General features: G+C 43.3%; 15 protein-coding genes and 1 pseudogene. 8 read left to right on the top strand and 8 right to left on the bottom strand.

Features of this window, described 5'->3' with window-relative positions:
- The first annotated feature begins 3 nt into the window (after positions 1 to 3).
- The 5 genes from B0I21_RS13350 to B0I21_RS13330 all read left to right on the top strand — a co-directional run bounded on the left by B0I21_RS13350 (position 4) and on the right by B0I21_RS13330 (position 7,016).
- Entirely contained in the window at positions 4 to 1,317 is a 1,314-nt protein-coding gene (locus B0I21_RS13350; protein ID WP_133640979.1) for a TRAFAC clade GTPase domain-containing protein, read from the top strand.
- Positions 1,318 to 1,326: 9 nt separating this feature from the next.
- Positions 1,327 to 2,724 carry a hypothetical protein gene (locus B0I21_RS13345; protein WP_133640978.1) on the top strand — a complete coding sequence of 466 codons (1,398 nt, stop codon included), beginning with the start codon at positions 1,327 to 1,329 and terminating at the stop codon, positions 2,722 to 2,724.
- A 37-nt stretch (positions 2,725 to 2,761) separates the two neighbouring features.
- Entirely contained in the window at positions 2,762 to 3,481 is a 720-nt protein-coding gene (locus B0I21_RS13340) for a hypothetical protein (protein ID WP_133640977.1), read from the top strand.
- 26 nt (positions 3,482 to 3,507) lie between these two features.
- Positions 3,508 to 5,079 carry a hypothetical protein gene (locus B0I21_RS13335; protein ID WP_133640976.1) on the top strand — a complete coding sequence of 524 codons (1,572 nt, stop codon included), beginning with the start codon at positions 3,508 to 3,510 and terminating at the stop codon, positions 5,077 to 5,079.
- 134 nt (positions 5,080 to 5,213) lie between these two features.
- A complete protein-coding gene (locus B0I21_RS13330; RefSeq protein WP_133640975.1) occupies positions 5,214 to 7,016 on the top strand; it encodes a hypothetical protein in 1,803 nt (600 codons plus the stop codon).
- A 77-nt stretch (positions 7,017 to 7,093) separates the two neighbouring features.
- Here B0I21_RS13330 and B0I21_RS20170 read toward each other — a convergent pair whose 3' ends face one another.
- Both B0I21_RS20170 and B0I21_RS13320 read right to left on the bottom strand, forming a co-directional pair.
- Positions 7,094 to 7,396, bottom strand: a complete 303-nt coding sequence (locus tag B0I21_RS20170; RefSeq protein ID WP_166637852.1) for an SH3 domain-containing protein — start codon at positions 7,394 to 7,396, stop codon at positions 7,094 to 7,096.
- A 217-nt stretch (positions 7,397 to 7,613) separates the two neighbouring features.
- Positions 7,614 to 8,186, bottom strand: a complete 573-nt coding sequence (locus B0I21_RS13320) for a thermonuclease family protein (protein ID WP_133640973.1) — start codon at positions 8,184 to 8,186, stop codon at positions 7,614 to 7,616.
- A gap of 378 nt (positions 8,187 to 8,564) precedes the next feature.
- Here B0I21_RS13320 and B0I21_RS13315 point away from each other — a divergent pair, with 378 nt between their 5' ends.
- Positions 8,565 to 9,623 carry a type I restriction endonuclease gene (locus tag B0I21_RS13315; protein ID WP_133640972.1) on the top strand — a complete coding sequence of 353 codons (1,059 nt, stop codon included), beginning with the start codon at positions 8,565 to 8,567 and terminating at the stop codon, positions 9,621 to 9,623.
- 166 nt (positions 9,624 to 9,789) lie between these two features.
- On the opposite strand, the gene B0I21_RS13310 is transcribed toward B0I21_RS13315, so the two are convergent.
- The 6 genes and pseudogenes from B0I21_RS13310 to B0I21_RS13290 form a co-directional block, all read right to left on the bottom strand.
- Positions 9,790 to 10,572, bottom strand: coding sequence for an HNH endonuclease (locus tag B0I21_RS13310; RefSeq protein ID WP_208292346.1), 783 nt, complete (start codon positions 10,570 to 10,572; stop codon positions 9,790 to 9,792).
- 428 nt (positions 10,573 to 11,000) lie between these two features.
- Complete coding sequence (locus B0I21_RS20315) at positions 11,001 to 11,204, bottom strand: HIT family protein (protein ID WP_243836132.1); 204 nt, start codon at positions 11,202 to 11,204, stop codon at positions 11,001 to 11,003.
- The gene (locus B0I21_RS20310; protein ID WP_208292345.1) at positions 11,197 to 11,379 is read right to left on the bottom strand and encodes a hypothetical protein; all 183 of its coding nucleotides are present in this window, start codon (positions 11,377 to 11,379) and stop codon (positions 11,197 to 11,199) included. Before B0I21_RS20310 ends, B0I21_RS20315 begins: the two co-directional genes overlap by 8 nt.
- A 159-nt stretch (positions 11,380 to 11,538) precedes the next feature.
- A pseudogene (locus B0I21_RS20390) lies at positions 11,539 to 12,444 on the bottom strand (Abi family protein).
- 242 nt (positions 12,445 to 12,686) lie between these two features.
- Positions 12,687 to 12,998 (bottom strand): helix-turn-helix domain-containing protein, encoded by a 312-nt coding sequence (locus B0I21_RS13295; protein ID WP_133640971.1) that lies wholly within the window; start codon positions 12,996 to 12,998, stop codon positions 12,687 to 12,689.
- 58 nt (positions 12,999 to 13,056) lie between these two features.
- Complete coding sequence (locus tag B0I21_RS13290; protein WP_208292343.1) at positions 13,057 to 13,332, bottom strand: helix-turn-helix domain-containing protein; 276 nt, start codon at positions 13,330 to 13,332, stop codon at positions 13,057 to 13,059.
- Positions 13,333 to 14,240: 908 nt separating this feature from the next.
- On the opposite strand from B0I21_RS13290, the gene B0I21_RS13285 reads away from it, so the two are divergent.
- Both B0I21_RS13285 and B0I21_RS13280 read left to right on the top strand, forming a co-directional pair.
- Positions 14,241 to 15,809 carry a TlpA disulfide reductase family protein gene (locus B0I21_RS13285; protein WP_133640970.1) on the top strand — a complete coding sequence of 523 codons (1,569 nt, stop codon included), beginning with the start codon at positions 14,241 to 14,243 and terminating at the stop codon, positions 15,807 to 15,809.
- On the top strand, positions 15,796 to 18,972 hold the full coding sequence (locus tag B0I21_RS13280; protein WP_133640969.1) for a SusC/RagA family TonB-linked outer membrane protein: 3,177 nt from the start codon (positions 15,796 to 15,798) through the stop codon (positions 18,970 to 18,972). Before B0I21_RS13285 ends, B0I21_RS13280 begins: the two co-directional genes overlap by 14 nt.
- Positions 18,973 to 19,025 lie beyond the last annotated feature (53 nt).

Raw genomic sequence — 19,025 nt, 5'->3', positions numbered from 1 at the left:
AAGATGAATAAACATAAAAAGCAACATATTTTGTCGAATTGTAACAGCGTTCCATTGCTTGCTTTGGATCAGGCAATTGTGCAGGGATTCATTGCATTTGAAGAGCTGGAACAACATGGTTTGAAAAGAGATAAGTTGAAAGAACTACAGCTTCTGGATGATAGCCGGAACGGAAAAATTGTTTTGCCGCCGCCAATTCCGGGTGCACCAATAATGGATTTTGAGTTGCCAGCCATGCCGTTAATTCCTGGCATGCCGCCGATGCCTTCGATGACTACTGCAACGGCGCCGATGCCAACTAGCGAGTCGCTGTTGGAGAAAATTAAGAATAATGAGGTATCTGCCGATGATATTAAAACGCTTGTTACGGACAAGAAGCTTACGTTTGACTACCTGGAACAAATTTGTGTTGAAAAAAGAGTTGTTCAGGCATTAAAATTTTATAGCAGTGCCTCGGGCATTACCATATTTAAGAAAATTGAAGATCTGCCGCCTATGGAGAGCGGACGGACGGATCTCTATATGGTCGGTATGCCGTTCTCCGGTAAGTCAACGATATTAGCAAGCTTGATCAAACATGCCAATAAGCAAGGGATTCTTATGCACGATAGCTATAATCCCGATGGCAATAAGTATTTGGAAACCTTAAAGCGAAATTTAGATTATGGTATACTTCCTATTGCTACTGAGAAATCGAGTTACAACTATATTGCGACTTCACTTAAAGATCCCGCCGGCACAACGCATCCATTCAATATTGTGGAGGTGCCAGGAGAGAATTATGTCAAAATTTTCAACCAAGGCGTTGATAATTCAGAGATTCCGGACTTTATCGACTACGTCAAGAGTAACAATAAAAAAATCCTGATTTTTGTTATTGACGCATTGTCACATGATAGACGCTTTGAAGATCAGAATTTGTTCAGCGCCTTAGATCAAAGCATTGCTTATACCAATATCATTTCCATTTTTAAGGACGCTAAAGTCTTGGAAAACACAGACGCCGTATATTTCGTTGTCAATAAGTTCGACTATATCAAGCAGACTAGGTATCTGCATGATGATCGCGCCGAAAGCGAATTAGCATTGGATTATATGAACCAAGAGTTTCTTTCGCTGATCGAAAATTGTAAAACCGCGCGAGTAAATTCCAGAAACCAGTTTAAGATCAAAATATTGCCTTTTTCCATTGGTAGTCTCGTTTACGAGAAGATTGTGACTAAGATTGAAGATAAGTATCCCGAAGAACTGGTGAAAAACATGTTAGAAGATAGTTTTGTCGTGAAAGGCGGCGCATTTTGGAAAAGATTTTCTTAAGAAATATTTATGGATACTACACAATATAGAAATAGGGTACATCTTGTGATCGAACGTACGCTCAATGGGTTAGACTACGATTATGTCTCGGCAGGTTTGAATAGGAATGAACTGGAGAAGTTGCAACTTTCATTTGATGAAAGAAATCAAGTAGGTCAGTTTAATGAAGGCTATTGTTACTCGGTAAAGCGAACCACCCAGCATGTGATATACTCCGTTATCAATACAAGTATGAAAGATAGTGCCAAGCGCAATGGCTTTCTGGCTGTTCGTCTAATCGTTAAACGTGACGAACATATAGCCAGTGTAATGCAATATTTGCTACAGATTACCACGCACTATATAAATCATATAAAAGACAACAGCTTAAACAACCAGAACTACGATCTTATTTTGGAGGAGGCTGCAAAGAGTATTAAACAGAACGATGGTATTAATCCGGCCATTGCACCGGATAAAACCATTTTCTATCAGTTTATAAATCTCACCTTGGATCAAAGCGAAGCTTTCAATAATCCCAAATTGGCGTATGCAACGAAAGTCTACTTCCTTGACGAGCAGTCCATACATAATGAAGTCATAGCGAAACAATTCGGGTTTCAATCCGTAGAAGATCTATTTGCTAAGATTCGGAAAATTACGTTTAACAATACCACAACAAACGGATTGCGTGTCAAGATCAACGAGCAGGAAATTAGCTTATCAAAAGATCAATTTGTTCTTTGTAGAGCAGGTGATCGGATTCAATACAAACTAACATTCGACACGCGCTATAAAGAAGTTTCCATTTTTGAGGGCGAAGTAGAAGTTCGTCCTGAAGAGATTATATTGCCGCACCGTTCTGCAAAGCAGCCCAAGCGAAACTCGACTGCCGTCGTATGGGCTTGGATTATAGGGCCACTGCTGGGCATCGCGATTGGCTATTGGGGTGTCGATTTTGCCAAGCGTTGGTTTGGAATAAAAAAAGAGCAAGAAAATAAAAATTTAGCAGCAGAAAGTCTTCAAGACAATTTTCCATTTAAAATCGATACCTCAAAGAATAACATGCTCCATCTATCTTTTGAAGATTCTCTTGTAAACGACTACGTTTTCATTTACAATGGAAAGGCAGATGGGTGGAGGTTCTATAAAAGCGGTGATGAAAAAAATGCAGCGGAATTAACTAAAACCGGACTAAGGTCGATTTTTAAAGCAGATTCTGCTCGTGTTGACAACTTTTGCGAGCAAGTTGTTGTATGGATTCCCAGCACAATTCCTAACGAACCAGTGGGGACAGCACAGGAAGACTCACGCCCTGCTGCAAACAGCATTAACCGCACTTTAGAAACAAAAACAAAACGGAATGCGGTAACGGACTCGAGTAGATCAGCGACGGATGGTGCTGCTAGCTCCGCTGAAAAGAAATAGCACCTGTGTTTGTATTATCAAGTTAAAACTATATGCCATGAATCAAAAATATAGAGGACTTTATTTCTTATGCGCTACTCTCGGGGTTGGTGTGCTGATTGTCGGTTTGTTGAGATTAAGGAGTTTCAGCTCTGAGCTACCAGATTCCCCCCAGGAACAGTCTATCGCTTTGGCAAGCGGACACAACGTTTTGGAAAATAAGATTAATGAGCTTTCTGTGGACAACATCAGTCCGGCGCAATATAATAACCTGCTGATCGAGATCAATAATGCCGCCTCGCAGAAGCTCTTCAATAAGGCAATTCAAGATATGCTTTTGCAGCAACTGAATGATAAGTATACCGAATTGTGTGCAGCGCGCATCAATGTGTTACTTCGTGCAGATCCTGTAAAAAAAGAGGAACTCAATAGTTTAATTGCACACATGGAAAGCACGTTCGGAACGACTCGGGAAATTGCTACTATCAAAAATAAAGTGAAAGCATTAAATTATTATACCCAAGTTTTACCGCAAAAAGTAAATGCTCTAATCAATCAAGGCTTCGCGGAGTTTGAAAACAGAGAGTATACACAGTTGGTGAACGAACTAAAAAACATGCCCAATCTGGAGGGGAGTCTTAAAAGAAAGAAATCCGTCATTTCCGTTCGAAACTCCTGCATAAGCAAGCTTCAGCAATTTTATAGAAACTACGAAAATTGGAACTTAGATATGAGTAATATAATACTTGTAAAGTCTAAGAAACTTATAAACGCATAAAAACCAACCTAGATTAATCTGTACATATGAAATATTTTTTAACCCTTTTTTTATTGGGCATGGCCTCTTTTTGTTTTGCCCAAGCGACCAACGATAAATTGTTGGCCAAAGCTAAATCAGAAATGGATGATGGCTTTTATCAAGCATCCATTGATATCTTGAATAGCATCGATGGAAAGTCGAAGACGAAAGAACTTGTCGACTATCTTCTCATATCAAATTATGCTAAGTTATTGAAGGTTGGAGACTACCCATCGTTTCCGCTCATCAACAAAGTAAGGAGTGATGCTAATCTGTTTTTAACAATTTATCCCAAGTCCAAAAACGTGGGAGATGTTAGACGAATACTGGACGATGTGGCGGCCTATCCGAAAACACAGCAAGAGTACGAAAAGGTTAAAACTCAAATGCTTCAGCAAAAGAAGCTCCAAAGTCAAGCGATATTACTGGCTGATATCCGTAAAAGCTATGAGCGAAAGGATTATGAGCAAAGTTTAGCTGCGGTACAAGCTGCAAAAAAGGCCGGTTATGAGGAAAGCCCTGTTCAATACTATGAATTTATGATCAAATATCAACAGTTTGATCATAGCAAATCACAAAACTTTAATGAAATATTGCTGATAACGCAGTTGGGGGAAGCTATTGTTTCCAGCGGCGAGTCTTCGTTAGCAAAATTAAGTACAGCAGAAGTACAGCAGATCAAAAATATCTTAAACGGGTTGCCTAAATCGCTCGACGAATTTCGAAAGCAGGAAGAGGAAAAGAAAGCCGCAGCTCATGCCTTGCAACAACAGAAGAAATTTGCCGCTATATCGGCTGACTACGAGGCCCACGATTATGCGCGCGTGATTTTAGTCGCAAATGATTTTCCAGATGATTCCAGAGAAAAAATGAAGGTGAGTTATTATCAAGTAGTGAGTCGTTATCGACAATTACAAAGTAATGCTAACTACGAATTTTCGGAATTGATGAGCGTACAGTTTAATCTGCAAAGCTGGTTAAAAACATTTGCTGATGAAGATAAGACGCAAAGAAACGATGTGACTTCAGCCTTGGATGATGTGCAAAAAAACTACCCGAATTCACAATATGCTTATGAAGCTCTTTTAAAAAAGCAAGAAAAAAAACAGCAGGCAGCCATTCGCCGACAAAGTCGTTCGATGTTTTCCAATATTGGTTACGAGTATGGAAAGCTAGCTCCCTATGGCGTACGCTTCGAGACGGGCGGCGGAGTCGTCGGCTTTTTTACCATCTTGCGCTTTGGACTCAAAACAAGTCAACAGCTTAAAGAATATAACACTATGCACAATGCTTCGCAGCCCAATAAGGCAGAGGTTGTTCTTGGTCCTAACCTCAGATTAACCCGTTGGTTGTTTCTGAATATTGGCACTGGATACGGTGTGTACGGTCATTTATACAGAAACGATTATCTCCAAGAGAAGGGGTACGCACGAACCGGTTACCTGGCCGGATACGGCGGAGTCACTTTGCGTCTAGGTAAGTTTGTAAATTTCGTTGGCGGAGCTTCGCTGATGGGCATCGAAAAAAACATTACCAAACCCGAATTCACTACTGGTATTACTTTTAACCTCCGATAACGATGAATCCTTGCAAATCTATCCTACAAAAATTCTATTTTCTATCTATTTTAACTCTATTAGGAACATCCTGTGATGATAAAGATCAATTCGACTTTAATCAACATAATATAGTTGCCGTTGCAACACAATCGATGGCAAGTGTAACCAAGAACGAAGCTACCTTAAGTGGAAAAGTGAATACAACGAACGGAAAAGTATTAACGCAGATTGGCATCTGTTACGCTACACAATCGAAGCCTACCATTTCTAATGAACATGTACTCAAATCAGAAGGCTTGGACACGGGGGCATTCACGTTGTATATCCAAAACTTGAAACCGTCGACTACTTACTATTACAGTGCATTCGCTACTAATGCATCGGGAACAGCATACGGCGATGTATTGAGTTTTACAACGGAAAGTGGTTACGCTTCAAAATTGGAAACGCAACCCGCAACGGCTATCACTCGCATATCAGCGGAACTTGGAGGGAAAATCACCGATAACGGTGGTTACCTCGTTACTGGCAAAGGCATCTGCTATAGTGAGACCAAGCCGCTTCCAACGATTTCGGACGATAATCTTCCAGTCTATAGCGAAGAAGCATCGTTTAAAGGTAATTTGACCAAGTTGAAGGCAGGGACAAAATATTATGCGCGGGCTTATGCCACATCCGCTGTTGGAACCGGCTATGGTCAGGTCGTCAGTTTCACGACAGCACCGGCCATTCTAGCTTCAGGATTATCTACAACGACAGTAACCTCGATTACTTCTGTTTCCGCCTTAGTAGGTGGTGCCGTTCTGGAAGATAATGGATCGGCAGTGACTGTTCGAGGCGTATGTTATAGCAGTTCGAGCAACGTCCCTACAATCAACAATGCAGCGGTAATAAATATCGGTTCAGGGACGGGAACCTTCTCTAGCCAATTGACAAGTTTGGCTGTTAATACCACGTACTACGCGAGAGCTTTTGCGACAAATGCTGCCGGTACTGCGTACGGACCGGTCGTCGTATTTAAGACCTTATTGCCTGATCTGCCAAGTAGCGTTTCTACTATCAGTCCGTCAGGTATAACGATGAACTCGGCATATACAGGAGGGAGTATCGGTAGCGCGGGAGGAGGAACGATCAGCGCGCGTGGCGTAGTGTACAGTAGCAGTAGTTCGGCACCTTCGTTAAGTAATGGCACCGTCGTATCTGGGGGATCTGGGACAGGGAGCTTTTCGATTACCTTATCTGGATTGCAATACAACACAACCTATTACATCAGATCCTATGCGACCAATCAAGCGGGCACTACATATGGTAACCTCTACTCGTTCAAGACTACGTTGCCGAGTTTGCCTTCTAATCTAACTACGTATAATGCCACAGATATTAGACAAAATTCGGCCTACGTATCTGGATATATCAGCTCCGCGGGCGGCGGAACTATTTCATCGAGAGGCATAGTGTATAGCAGTACAAATTCATCGCCAACCATTGGTAGTGGAACATTCATCACTTCGGGGGCTGGTACTGGAAGCGTAAGTGCAACCTTGAGCGGGTTGACTGCCGGTACAACCTATTACGCCAGGATTTTTGCGACCAACGAGGCAGGTACAGCCTATGGCGGCGTTATTTCTTTCACAACGCCTACACCTTACACAGCGCCTACCGGAGTATCTACCTCTTCAGTAAGTGCAATCGGCAGTACCTACGCTACTTTCAACGGGTATGTCACAACCAACGGCGGAAGTACGATCACTGAACGCGGATTTGTCTACAGCGCTAATACCTCGGCCCCAACCTTGACCGCAGGCACAAAAGCCGTAGCAAGCGGAAATTCAATAGGATCATTCTCTAGATCTGTTACAGGATTGACGAGATATACGACCTATTATGTGCGTGCATATGCAACAAATGCCTATGGTACCACCTATGGTTCAACTACAAGTTTTTACCCCAATTAACTGCGAAAGCTTATCTTAAATAAGAAAAGGCGTGCCATTGTGTTGGCACGCCTTTTCTTGATTTACTATCAGCAGCTTTATGGCTTACTGCTTACGCTGATGGCATCACTTCTTATAAATCCTACTAGACCTTTATCGGTCTGCACTTTTGCCCAGTTTCCAATATTAGAAAGGCAGGTTAATTTTTGTTTTTGATAGATGGTTGTAATAATTGGAAAATCTAAAGCAGGTCCCTTGCGCAAGTTTGCCTTTTCAATATTAATTTCCACCGTTCGTAGGTAATAGTCTTGATGTTTGGATGTTTTTTCGTTGCTAGGTTTAGATCGATTTTTGATAGGTCTTGGTTTTTCCAAAGGCTTAGTTACGTTTTTTCTATGCATAGTGTGATCACATACACCACATGATCCGCCGGCGTTACAGTGTGCGCATTTGCTGCAATTTCGACAGGCTGTGCAATTCGCCGAACCTGTGCACGTTCCTAATACGTGCGCGTGATCAATATTTACATAGGTTATAGCGGCGGTTTGGGAAAATGCGAAATTTGTCGAAAGAGCGCTTACCATGACAAAGCCAATAATTTTTAGCATAGTAACATTATTAATCGTTTGTTTTTTTCCATAGCCCCAGCTGCCTCTCTTTCGCATATTGTTGCGCGGCGACCAAACGTTCCACATGTTTTACATTGGGCTGGATAGTCATTAATATGGCATAACCGTCTCTAACTATTTTTTCATTGATAAAGGTGCCGTCCAACAGGTATGCGTAGGCCAGTGTTCTACCATATTGATCTAATGGGTTGATATCCATTTCCAATTTCACCGACTTGTTGAATAGCAGTCTTGTAGCATATGCTGACGCCTCTTTCCCAAACGGTTGTTTTTTCTTCTTAAAGTAATTACGAGGCTCGGGTGCGTCAATGCCAATCAGTCTAACTTTAATACGTTCGCCCGCTGTATCTTCGCACCAAAAAGTATCGCCATCAGAAACTTTGACGATCCGATAGCTTTCAGCAGATGTAGCCTTTTCGCTCACGTCCTCATTCCTCAAAAATGCCATTCTATTATTCGTTGATGTTTCCTTTTTGGGCTCACACCCCGTCAACGAAACACACAACAGAGATCCGATCAGATAGACCCATTTTTTGCGGCATAGATTGTATTTTAACTTCATTTTTTTGGTTGTAAATTATCCTCTGTTAATCGCTGTGACATGTTATGAAAACGTTTTGGCCAAATAGCTTCTAGCCGACAACGATCATAACACTTGTTCAGAAATTCTAAGTTTCTTGGATTTTTATAATCTTATATTTTTGAACGCCATCAGTACAAATTAAGCACATTGGCACCTATATCTGAAAAATTAAGTTTATAAATAAAAGCCAAAACTATCATTAAGATTCGATGGTATTTATGGTTTCCCGTAAAGAGCATTTCGCTAAAGGTTTTAGATTTGAAATAATAAAAATGAACCTCATCCTGCTAAAAAGTGAGAAAAGAGGATGAAAAGCTAATAGCGGAAATCACATTAACTAATCATAACAATACCCTTATGGATTTTAAAGATGAAATACGGCAATTTGCCAAACGCGTCGATCGCCTATTACCACAGATTAAAACCGAAGAAGCTACAAAAACTTCATTGGTGATGCCTTTTTTGAAGATATTGGGCTATGATGTTTTCGATCCATTCGAAGTACATCCGGAATTTATCGCTGATATTGGGATTAAAAAAGGAGAGAAAGTGGACTATGCTATTTTGCGCGATGACAAACCAGTGATCCTGATTGAGTGCAAGCATTACGCTGATGGGTTAGACCCGCACAACTCCCAACTGTTTCGCTATTTTCACACCACGGAAGCGAAATTTGGCTTGCTGACCAACGGCGTGGAGTACCGCTTTTACACCGACCTGGTGACGGCTAACAAGATGGATGAAAAGCCTTTCTTCGAATTTAAAATCTCGGATATCAAAGACAATGAAATCGGTGAACTGCGCAAATTTCATAAATCGGTGTTCGATCTGGATAGTATTTCGACGGCGGCCAGCGATTTAAAGTATGCAAATGAGCTTACGATTTTGTTAAGCGCTGAAATGCATAATCCAAGCGACGAATTTGTACGTTATTTTACCAAACAAGTTTATCCTAGTGTGGTCACGGCTAAGATCCTAGAGCAATTCACACCTTTGGTAAAAAGGGTGTTCACGCAGATCGTAAATGACCAAATAGCTGAACGCCTAAAAAGTGCACTAAAGAAGGAAACGGAAACAGAGGTGACCGCTGCAGCACCACCAGTAGAGCCCGAGTCGCTGATCGTCACCACACAAGAAGAAATCGATGGGTTTTTGATCGTTAAGTCTATTCTTCGTAAAGACTTGGAGGTCGGACGAATCTTTATGCGTGACAATCAATCGTATTGCGGAATTCTGTTAGACGATAATAATCGGAAGCCTATATGCCGATTTTACTTTACCCCAAATCGCCTACGCATCGGGCTTTTTGATAAAGACAAAAAAGAAACAAAGCATGATTTGGATCGGCTGGATGATATCTACCACTATGCGGAGCAGATCTTGGAGACCGTATTGAATTACGGATCAAAAGAATAGATCTATAACCCAGTTTTCTTATTAAGGCTAAAAGTCGCTGGAAGTTCCGGTTGGAGCAAATTCCCCTACAATACAGTTATACATCCTCCGGAATGGACGGCGACTTGCATCTTAAAACGAGTAGTCAAACGGCTACTGCTCAGTACAGTTTTTTTTAAACGGTCAGTTATTTTTTCGCATTTCTAATTAACTCTGAAAGCTCCTGAAAGCTGAGTGTTGTGTTTTTTCTTCTATGAACCATCGAATGACAATTTGGGCATAAAACAATCATATCTGTTTCTGCATTGACAGTGCGTTCTCCTTTACCATCGGAGAGCGGCTTGATATGGTGAACATGTATAAAACCAGTCCCCCAATCACCGTACGTTTTTTTAAAATCAAATTCGCAAGCCATGCAGGTCGTTCCATGAATTTCGATAGCTCTTTTTCTCAGCACGATATCGCGTTCGTATTTCGTAACGAAAACTTGTTTACTATTCCCCTCTCGGCTAGTATACGCGTATTCACTTCCCTGTTCCGCATCATTTATTATCTTAGTTATGCCTGCTAGGCTAACAATCTTGTTGTAGGTGACTTGGTTGATTAATCTCACGCCGTCACGCCAATAATTCTTTTTTTTGGCTTCTGGGATCGTTTCGAGGTATACTCCATCTTTTTTGCTTACAACTGCTTCATCAAAGGGCGTAAAATTAATGATTTGAGCATAGTAGTCGTCTTTTAGAGAATTAACGTCTTCAAATACTTCTCCGACTTCACCAATTCCAAAATAGTGTGGCTCTTTAGTAAGTCTTCTGTTCGCAAAAGATTTATCAATCATCTTGCCTTTATAATAAATAAGTCTGGTTCCCCTTTGAAAGTGTTTGAGGTAACGTTTAGGAAAATGGTAGGTTTTGCCGGTAACGTCATTCCATTGTGAGTGGTCATTCTCTGCTATTACAAGGTGTATCATAAATCTTTGCAAATAATTTCTTTTATCGCTACAGAATGGAAATTAACATTGTCACATCCTGCATCATTTGATTTATGAGGTACCGTGTTAGCAAAGGACACTTTCAACTTTTTGTTACGAATGATTTAGCTTGAATAATCTTTTGTAAACGATATCATCACATCAAGTTATAAAAGTATATTTTTAATTATTTATGTACAAATAATTCATGGAAATAGGTCGTTATATGTTTAGTTTAAAATCTCCCAAAAAATTATAAATAGGGTTTTAAAATGATTTGGTTTTCATTGGCAAGCAAACATGTTGGCAAAAGCCACTAACAATTTTTTGATACATAATTATAGGCTCAGCTGAGGTGCATTCGTTTATAAGAATCAATATAAAGGAATACTAACTTTGCGACTCCTGAATGCTTGTAAAGTATTGCACTAATACTTCCCCTTATTTGGTATCACATCCCTTACACCACCTCTCGGATTGTTCATACCGCCAGCGTAGCGCGGTATCACATGGCAATGAAAGTGAAGCACGGTTTGCCCCGCTGCCGCGCCACAGTTTATCCCGATGTTGTAGCCATCAGGACTATGCGCTTCTTCAATAAGTTTCTTGGCTAAGCTTACGGCATTATGCAAAATCGGCCTTTTCAGCTACGCTTAATGCAAAGTAATCTTCCTGCAACAGTTTAGAGATAATCAGCACATGTTTGGGAGAAACGGCAAAGCCGTCGTAAATTAAAAAGGAAATGCTCCGGTTCACCGATTGTCTTTCTCGAAACTTTTCCCAAAACAAAGATAGGATCTTTGTCATGTTGGTAAACAAAAAGGGAGGTAATATTTTAAAGCGTTGTTTGCTATAAGATAGTAAAGGTAGATGCCTTTTTATAAGTTGGCATCTATTTTACCCGTGTATTTTGATGATTAATCTGAAAAATTGGACCTTATCCCACAAAGCGAATATATTCTGCACTTAAATACTCCATAAGGGTTCACTTTGCCAGTTACTTTTTAATACAAGGGCCCTTGGATCGACGTTTGGATAATCTTCCAATAGTTTGCTGAATCGTGTCGTGAAATGATTGTCAGGTTGAACTATATTAAGTAAATATTTCATACAGCAGAGGTGAATATACAAAAATTGAAATTCTTGCTGTTGAGGTATATTCTTAACCCATGGACATGGTGGTTTGGTAAGGAGTTTTGGGCTGCCGGGTAAATTTCGATTCCATAGTCTACTGTGATGCGCACAATAATTTCTTATTTGCGCTATCGACTGCAACCAACTGGGTAGGTAAGTATGATTGACGGTTCCAAACTCTTGCGCAATAGTACCCTTTGATTTTACCGTATTTTTTAAATTGCCGTAAAGCTTTGATAATGTTCCAAAACTTGTTTGCTCTAATGATTTCCATGCAGGGGGAAATCTGCCGTCGTCTAGATGTTTTTTCTTGTGCTCGATAATAAATACATCTTTTTATCGACCAATTTCTCTTTCTAAAACAGATAAAGTTTTTACCATATCACCGGCATTTCTAAAAATGTCAAAGTTTTGGAACCACCATGGATCAACTTCATGCGATAAATGATATATAAGTTTGGTTCGTAAACTGATCTCAATTTTCTCAATCACGTCGAAAAATAGTAACCGCAGTTCTCTATCAAAGTTGTACAGGGCGATTACATCACAAAACCTGCTATCCTGCTTAAAGATATGGTTAGATTTGTTAGCTTGCATGGGCCACCAATAACCTGCAAGACGGTAATAACTAATGTGCGATAGGCAATGTTCTGCATTATCGGAATCTGCTATAATCAGCCCCCTATCTCCCAATCGTTTTATCTGCTGTTGTATAGTAAATGCACTTTTATCGTACATAGACAGTCGTTATAATTTGGTTATAAAGCAAAAGACACGCCCTGGGACGCTGATCTGACGGGTAGCGTGGCGTGTACTGTTAGAACAAAGTTAAGCATTTAATTTAATTGATGCAAAACTGAAGCAAACATTCTGTAAGATTACTATTTAGCACATATTATAGCATAGCGACGCCTTGCTTAGTAAACGTCTGGGCGTATAGATGTGGTGACGCTTCAACTTTTTGTGACCACGATCAGCTGCTACAAAAATGGACAGCAACTAAATGATCTTATCGTAGGATGTAAACGCTCAACAACGTACTCCATTTTGATCCGATACCACCTAAAAAAAGTTGCCTCATTTTCCATCGGGCCAGCTCGTTGGATAAACAGATCCCGGATGTCGATCTTTAAATATTCAGCTATCTTGTAAAGTTTATGAACATCCGGCTGTTGTTTGTTGTGCACCCACCTCGAGACGGTGCTTTCAGAAACACCAACTAGTTCAGCAATCTTTCGATTGTAAACACCATGCTGGTGAAAAACTTCAACTAAACGCGTTATTTTTATCATTTGAAGAACTGTTAGCCATAATCCAAAACTTGCGGAAATCAATAAAGGCGGTATTTCATTAAGTAAATGTATTGGACGTTGAATTTTTCGTCAATTCCTCGACATCTACTTCCAAAGCAGTGGCTAACTCTAGCAATGTGGAAAACATAAAATCTTCCTTCCCATTTTCAATATCGCTAATTTTTGATCTGTCAATTTTGGATGTCTTCTTAGCCAATTGATCCTGTGTCAGTCCTAATTCAATGCGTCGCTTCTTTAGATTTCTACCAATTCTCGTGTATATCTGCGCGTATTTTTCATTCATCAGAAAAAAATATTGTGGTTTTATTGCCACATATAAATTTTAATATTATCTTTGTTTCAGTTACATAAGCGAATAATAGAGCAGGGACATAAAGTCTCGGCTTTAACGATGTCACTCATACAAGAAAACCGTCAAATTTCCCTATGAGTCGATCGTGAGCTCGCTATCTATTGTATTTTTGTATCTTCGTACATCAGTTCAATAGGGCGAGTTTCATGTAAGTCTTTAGGGAGCCACAACTAAGGTTGTGGTGGTTCTTGACGGTACCACTTGTAAAGCATTGAGGCTCGCCCTATTGGTTTTCCAACAATACCGCCATCCCTTAAGCTGCTGAAGTGCCCATCGTTTTATGATCATATATCAAAAGATTATAATACTAAACATAATGACCACAAGAACAAGACATGCGCACTTGGTCACGGAATATTCCGAGGCCCACTACCCAAAATCTATGTATAAGAACGTGAAGTGCCCGCCGAACTGATCGGTAGAACAATAAAACAGGCAATACGAAAAGGGAAGACTCCATACGCTTTGCGACAACGCTGCGTATTTGATATTCTACAAAATACCCTCGAGCAAGCTTCCTTTTACGACTGTCTGCCTCCGGCTGCCTTCATAAACTTCAACAACAAGAATGTGTTCCCGTCGATAGGTCAATAAAAACAAACGGTTTATTATTTCTTCAGCATAAAGCTAACTGTTTTTTTATTGATCGGCAAGAGACGGTGAAACATTTCCAATACACTTGATATAGGGAGGCGCCGGTATTGATTTTTCATCCTTCCGAAGGCGCTGCTGTATAGACCGTTATAACCCTTATGATTTCCGCTTTTTTACAATGACTTCGGAATTTTTATTTATCTGCATGCTATCGCGTTGATCAGCGTGGGCTATAGCCTCATGCCCTCAGCATAGCCTGCTTAAACTTCCTAATCATGAAAACAATGTTTAACCTATCGCCGGGGCGGTGTCCTGCTGTGCCGCTGTGGCGCAGATCCGCAGGTCTGGGCGAGTTGCTACCTAGCAGCTGTGAACGGTACTTTGCGCTGCCCAGGCCTCGTTACAAGCCGCTAGTCGACCACCGTGTAAATGAGTCAGCAAGGACTGCGCTTTTGTCAAGCCCTAGCTACAGCGTGGCGCGTGCACATCAAGAAAGCGCGCAGACCGAAAGAAACACTAAGCGTCGCGACGCTTTGAATAGCGGCGTACATCGATTTTTCCTGCCCATGGGGCTGTTTTTCGTTGTGTTGTTTAGCAGCCTATCGGCTGCCTTCGCCCAGGAGCCCCGCGATCGTGGGGCCGATGGGTCGAGGGACAACGGCGGACTCCGCATAGGCGATGAAATTCCCGAAGAGTTTTGGAACCTCAGTTTAACGATGTTGGATCCCGGCCAAAAGCTGACGACGCGATCCATGCGCGACTATGCCGAGAGCGAACTGCTGGTGCTTGATTTTTGGAGCACCTGGTGTGGTAGCTGCATCAGCTCGATGAAGCATGGCGAAGCCCTGCGTAATACGTATGGCGATCGACTTAGTCTTTTGCTTGTAACCACGCAAACAGCCAATGAGGTCGTTTCCTTCTCCCAAAAAAATGACATCGTCGCCAACACATCTTTACCACTGGTGATCAATGACGCGGCGCTGCGCATGTTCTTTCGGCATAAAACCTTGCCGCATATGGTGTTTATCCGCAACAACAAAGTGCTGCATATCGGCGGTAGCGAGTCGATGAATGACGCCCTATTTGGCACCGCGCTGCGAGGAGGTAAGCCTCAAGTAAACTACTATAAAGATGATTTTGCTTTTAACAAGCCACTCATAGGGCTGGGCAATATTGCTGCGAATGGCCCTAAACTGTACAATGTGCTGAGCGGTTATCGGCAAGATTCGGCACCCGTAGAAGGGCTGCTCGCCGATTCTGCGCTGGGCACGAAGCGTGTATATTATTACAATCAACCCCTCCTGACGTTGATGCTGCGGGCGCTGCAAAAGGATGCAATCCCGCTAAACCGCGTCGTTTTTGAAAATACTGCCTATACGCTGGAAAGCATTAATTACCACACGCGGATGGGGGATAAGCTGCCTTGGCTGGTTAAGCACAGCCTCTGCTACGAAAGTGTGGCGCCACTAGACGCTAATGATTCTCTGTTGCGTGAAAACATGGCCGACGCACTGGAGCGCATGTTGGGTATCCGCTTTACGCTAGAAGACCGCCGTGTAAAGGTTTTGCGTTTGCAAAGCGGGGGCACGCTGGCAACTTCAGCAGGTGAAGAATCGCGCCCGCTGTTCCATGTATTTGATACCTACAACCGGCTTCCTTCATCGCTGCCGCTTATCGACCCAGACTCCTTAACGAATGGGCGATACTACCCAAGGCAAGACACAGCGAAGCTTACGACAGAACAGCTGCTAACACTGATAAAAGAGGCGGGCTTGCGCGTGGTGCCGGACCAAGCAGTCATGCCGGTATTGGTTATAAAAGGGAGGAACTATGGTACGCTGTAGTCTCTGGATCATCGCTTGGCTGGCGCTGTGCCTGCCGCTGGGCCTTCAAGCGCAAACAGGCTTGACGTTGATGGTGCGTGATAGCGCGACGCAGGAAGCCGTGGCCGACTACAGTATCACGGTAAATGGGCGCTGGCTCCAACCCGAGAACGGTCGCTATAACCTGTCGGCGTTCCAGAAACCCTATCATCTACGCATCACGCATATCGGCTATGCGCCCTATACACGCAGCTTTGATGCGTTGCCCCCGCAGCTGCTGGTGCTGTTGGTGAAAGGCGACAACGTATTGGACGAGGTCGAGGTAAATACCGGCTACCAAAGCATCAGCCGGGAGCGTTTGACAGGTTCGGTAGAAGTAGTGGGAAAAGAAGTGCTTGAGCGGTCGCCTAGTTCGAATATCCTAAACCGCTTGGAAGATATGACGACAGCGGTAGCCTTTGACCGCCGCACCTACAACTACAACTTTCCACACAGTACCGATGGCAATATCAGCGTGCGGGGCATCAGCACCATCGAGAGCGCACAGGCGCCGCTCATTATTTTGGACAACTTTCCTTATGAGGGGAGTATAGAAAACATCAACCCCAACGATGTGGAAAGCATTTCAATCTTAAAAGATGCGGCGGCCTCCTCCATTTGGGGTGCGCGTGCCGGTAATGGCGTCATCGTGGTGACCACGAAAAAGGGTCGTGCTCGTGAGGCGCAGCGCATTAGCCTCAGCAGCAACTTCTCTGTCGAGGCAAAGCCAGATCTTTTTCGCCTGCGCCAGGCGGGCAGCAGCGAATTTATCGACATGGAGATGTTTCTATTCCAGCAAGGCTTTTACAATGCACAGATCAACAATTTACGGCGGCCCGTGCTATCGCCTGTCGTCGAGTTGTTGCGGCTGAACAGGGACGGGCTACTGTCCGAAGATGCTATGCGTGCGCAGATTGATCGCTACCGCAGTATCGACATCCGCCAGGATTATATGGATTATTTTTATCGCAATGCTGTCGATCAGCGCTATGCGCTCAACATCAGCGGCGGCACCGAGCGCAGCGGCTATTACCTTTCTGCCGGCTTTGATCAGCAGGATCATACGCTACGCTATAATGGCACGCAGCGAATCACGCTCAACAGCTCTTACAATATCTCGTTAGGGAAAAGGGTGGATGTGCAGAGTAAAATCATGTTTAGCAGGCTGCGCGACGAGCGATCTAATTTTGGGTATGACGCCGCACAGCCCATATACCCCTATGCGCAACTGGTGGAGAATGGCCAGGCCTTAGCCGTAAACCACGCCTACAGTGCCCGCTATCTAGATGGTTTGGAAGGTCGGGGCCTGCTGGACTGGCGGTATCGGCCATATGACGAGCTGCGGGGCAGCGAAAACTGGACGGTGGCGAACGACTTGCTCATCAACCTCGGCGCTACGGTAAAAATCTTGCCCGGACTAAGCTTCAGCAGCAGTGGGCAATTGGGCTATAACAATGGAAAGGGAAATCAACTGTCTGATCTGGACAGCTATTTAGCGCGAAATCTGATTAACCGCTACACCTCGGGTACGCAGGGCAGCTACCGCTATGGCGTGCCGATGGGCGGAATTCTTGCGCAGACCTTTAGCGATAGCCGAAGCCTCTCGCTGCGTAATCAACTGGATTACCAAAAGCGATTTGCAAAAAAACACAACATCAGCATGCTGATCGGTGCCGAAGTGCGGGAGGCCAACCGAACAGCGAATGGGAACCGACTATTTGGCTACAACCCAGACAATCTCACCTTTGTACCGGTTGATTTACTTTCAAACTTCCCGACATATGAAAACGTCGGCGGATCTAATTCCATTGGTACAACGGGTTTTTATACGCAGGCGTTTACAAATCGCTTCGTGTCACTGTACGGAAATATGGCCTACACCTATGCGGATCGGTATGACCTGTATCTCAGTGCCCGTCGAGATGCATCAAATATATTTGGCGTGGACACCAATAACAAATGGACACCTTTATGGTCCATAGGCGGCGCCTGGAGCCTGCATAAGGAAAGCTTTTTTAACAGCGAACTATTTAGCACGCTCAAGCTTCGTATTTCATATGGTCACAGCGGTAATGTGAACAATACCGTGCCGGCGCTCAGCACCGTGCGTTATGGGACTGCAGTGTCCGAGTATGGGCGCTTGCGGTTTGCTACCCTTGTCAACCCGCCCAACCCGTCCTTACGTTGGGAAAATGTACAAACGACCAACCTCGGGCTCGATTTTGCGCTGTTGAAAAACCGCCTGAAAGGTTCTATGGATCTGTATCAAAAAAAATCCGTGGATTTGATAGGCAGCACACCGATGGATCCCACGACGGGGATTGAGCAGATGAATATGAACAGTGCAAACCTGATGGGGCGGGGGATGGATTTTAGTTTGACAAGTCAAAATCTGCAAGGTGCCCTCCAATGGTCCAGTACACTGATGCTAAGCTATAATAAAGTGATGGTAACACGGTATATGGTCGAGCGGAATCCCGTGATGTCTGCGATACAGAATGTTGCCCCCATCGAGGGCTACCCGGCGTATGGGGTTTTTAGTTATCGATGGGGTGGCCTAAACCCGGAAACGGGCAATCCAATAGGTTTTTTGAATGGAGAGGCTAGCGAAGACTATCGCAGCATCATTAACAATTCCACCTTTGATGACCTGATACTGCATGGCAACGCACGCCCACTTTGGTTTGGCTCGCTGCGCAACGACCTGCGTTACAAAAATATCGCGCTGTCGATGAATATTGGATTTCGATTTCAATACTTTTTTAGGCGTGCTGGCCTGGAGCAGGGTAATCTAGGAGGGTGGAGACCTCTACATGCCGACTGGTCTACCCGTTGGCAAGCTCCTGGGGATGAGCAGCATACGAACGTCCCATCCTTTATCTACCCAACCAATTCGTTTAGAAATAGCTTTTATACCGGTGCGGAGGTCAATGTGCAACGTGGAGATGTGCTGCGCTTGAACGATGTGCGCGTGGCATACCGATGGGGGAAATCAAGGTTTTTTCAAAACATGGAGTGTTTTGCCTTGGTCTCCAATGTGGGGATATTATGGAAAGCAAATGATGTGGGGGTAGACCCGGCTACTCCGCGAAATGATATTGGCCTACCCCGCACAGTTTCTTTTGGATTTACTATGGGCTTGTAGTGGAGCGGGATATGATCTCCATGCTGGCCAACATAAAACAGGATAGGAAATGC

The sequence above is a fragment of the Sphingobacterium paludis genome (genome assembly GCF_004364125.1).
GTDB classification, from domain to species: Bacteria; Bacteroidota; Bacteroidia; order Sphingobacteriales; family Sphingobacteriaceae; genus Sphingobacterium; species Sphingobacterium paludis.
Note: the sequence above shows the minus strand (reverse complement) of the source record. Positions and strands in the feature narration are given on the sequence as shown.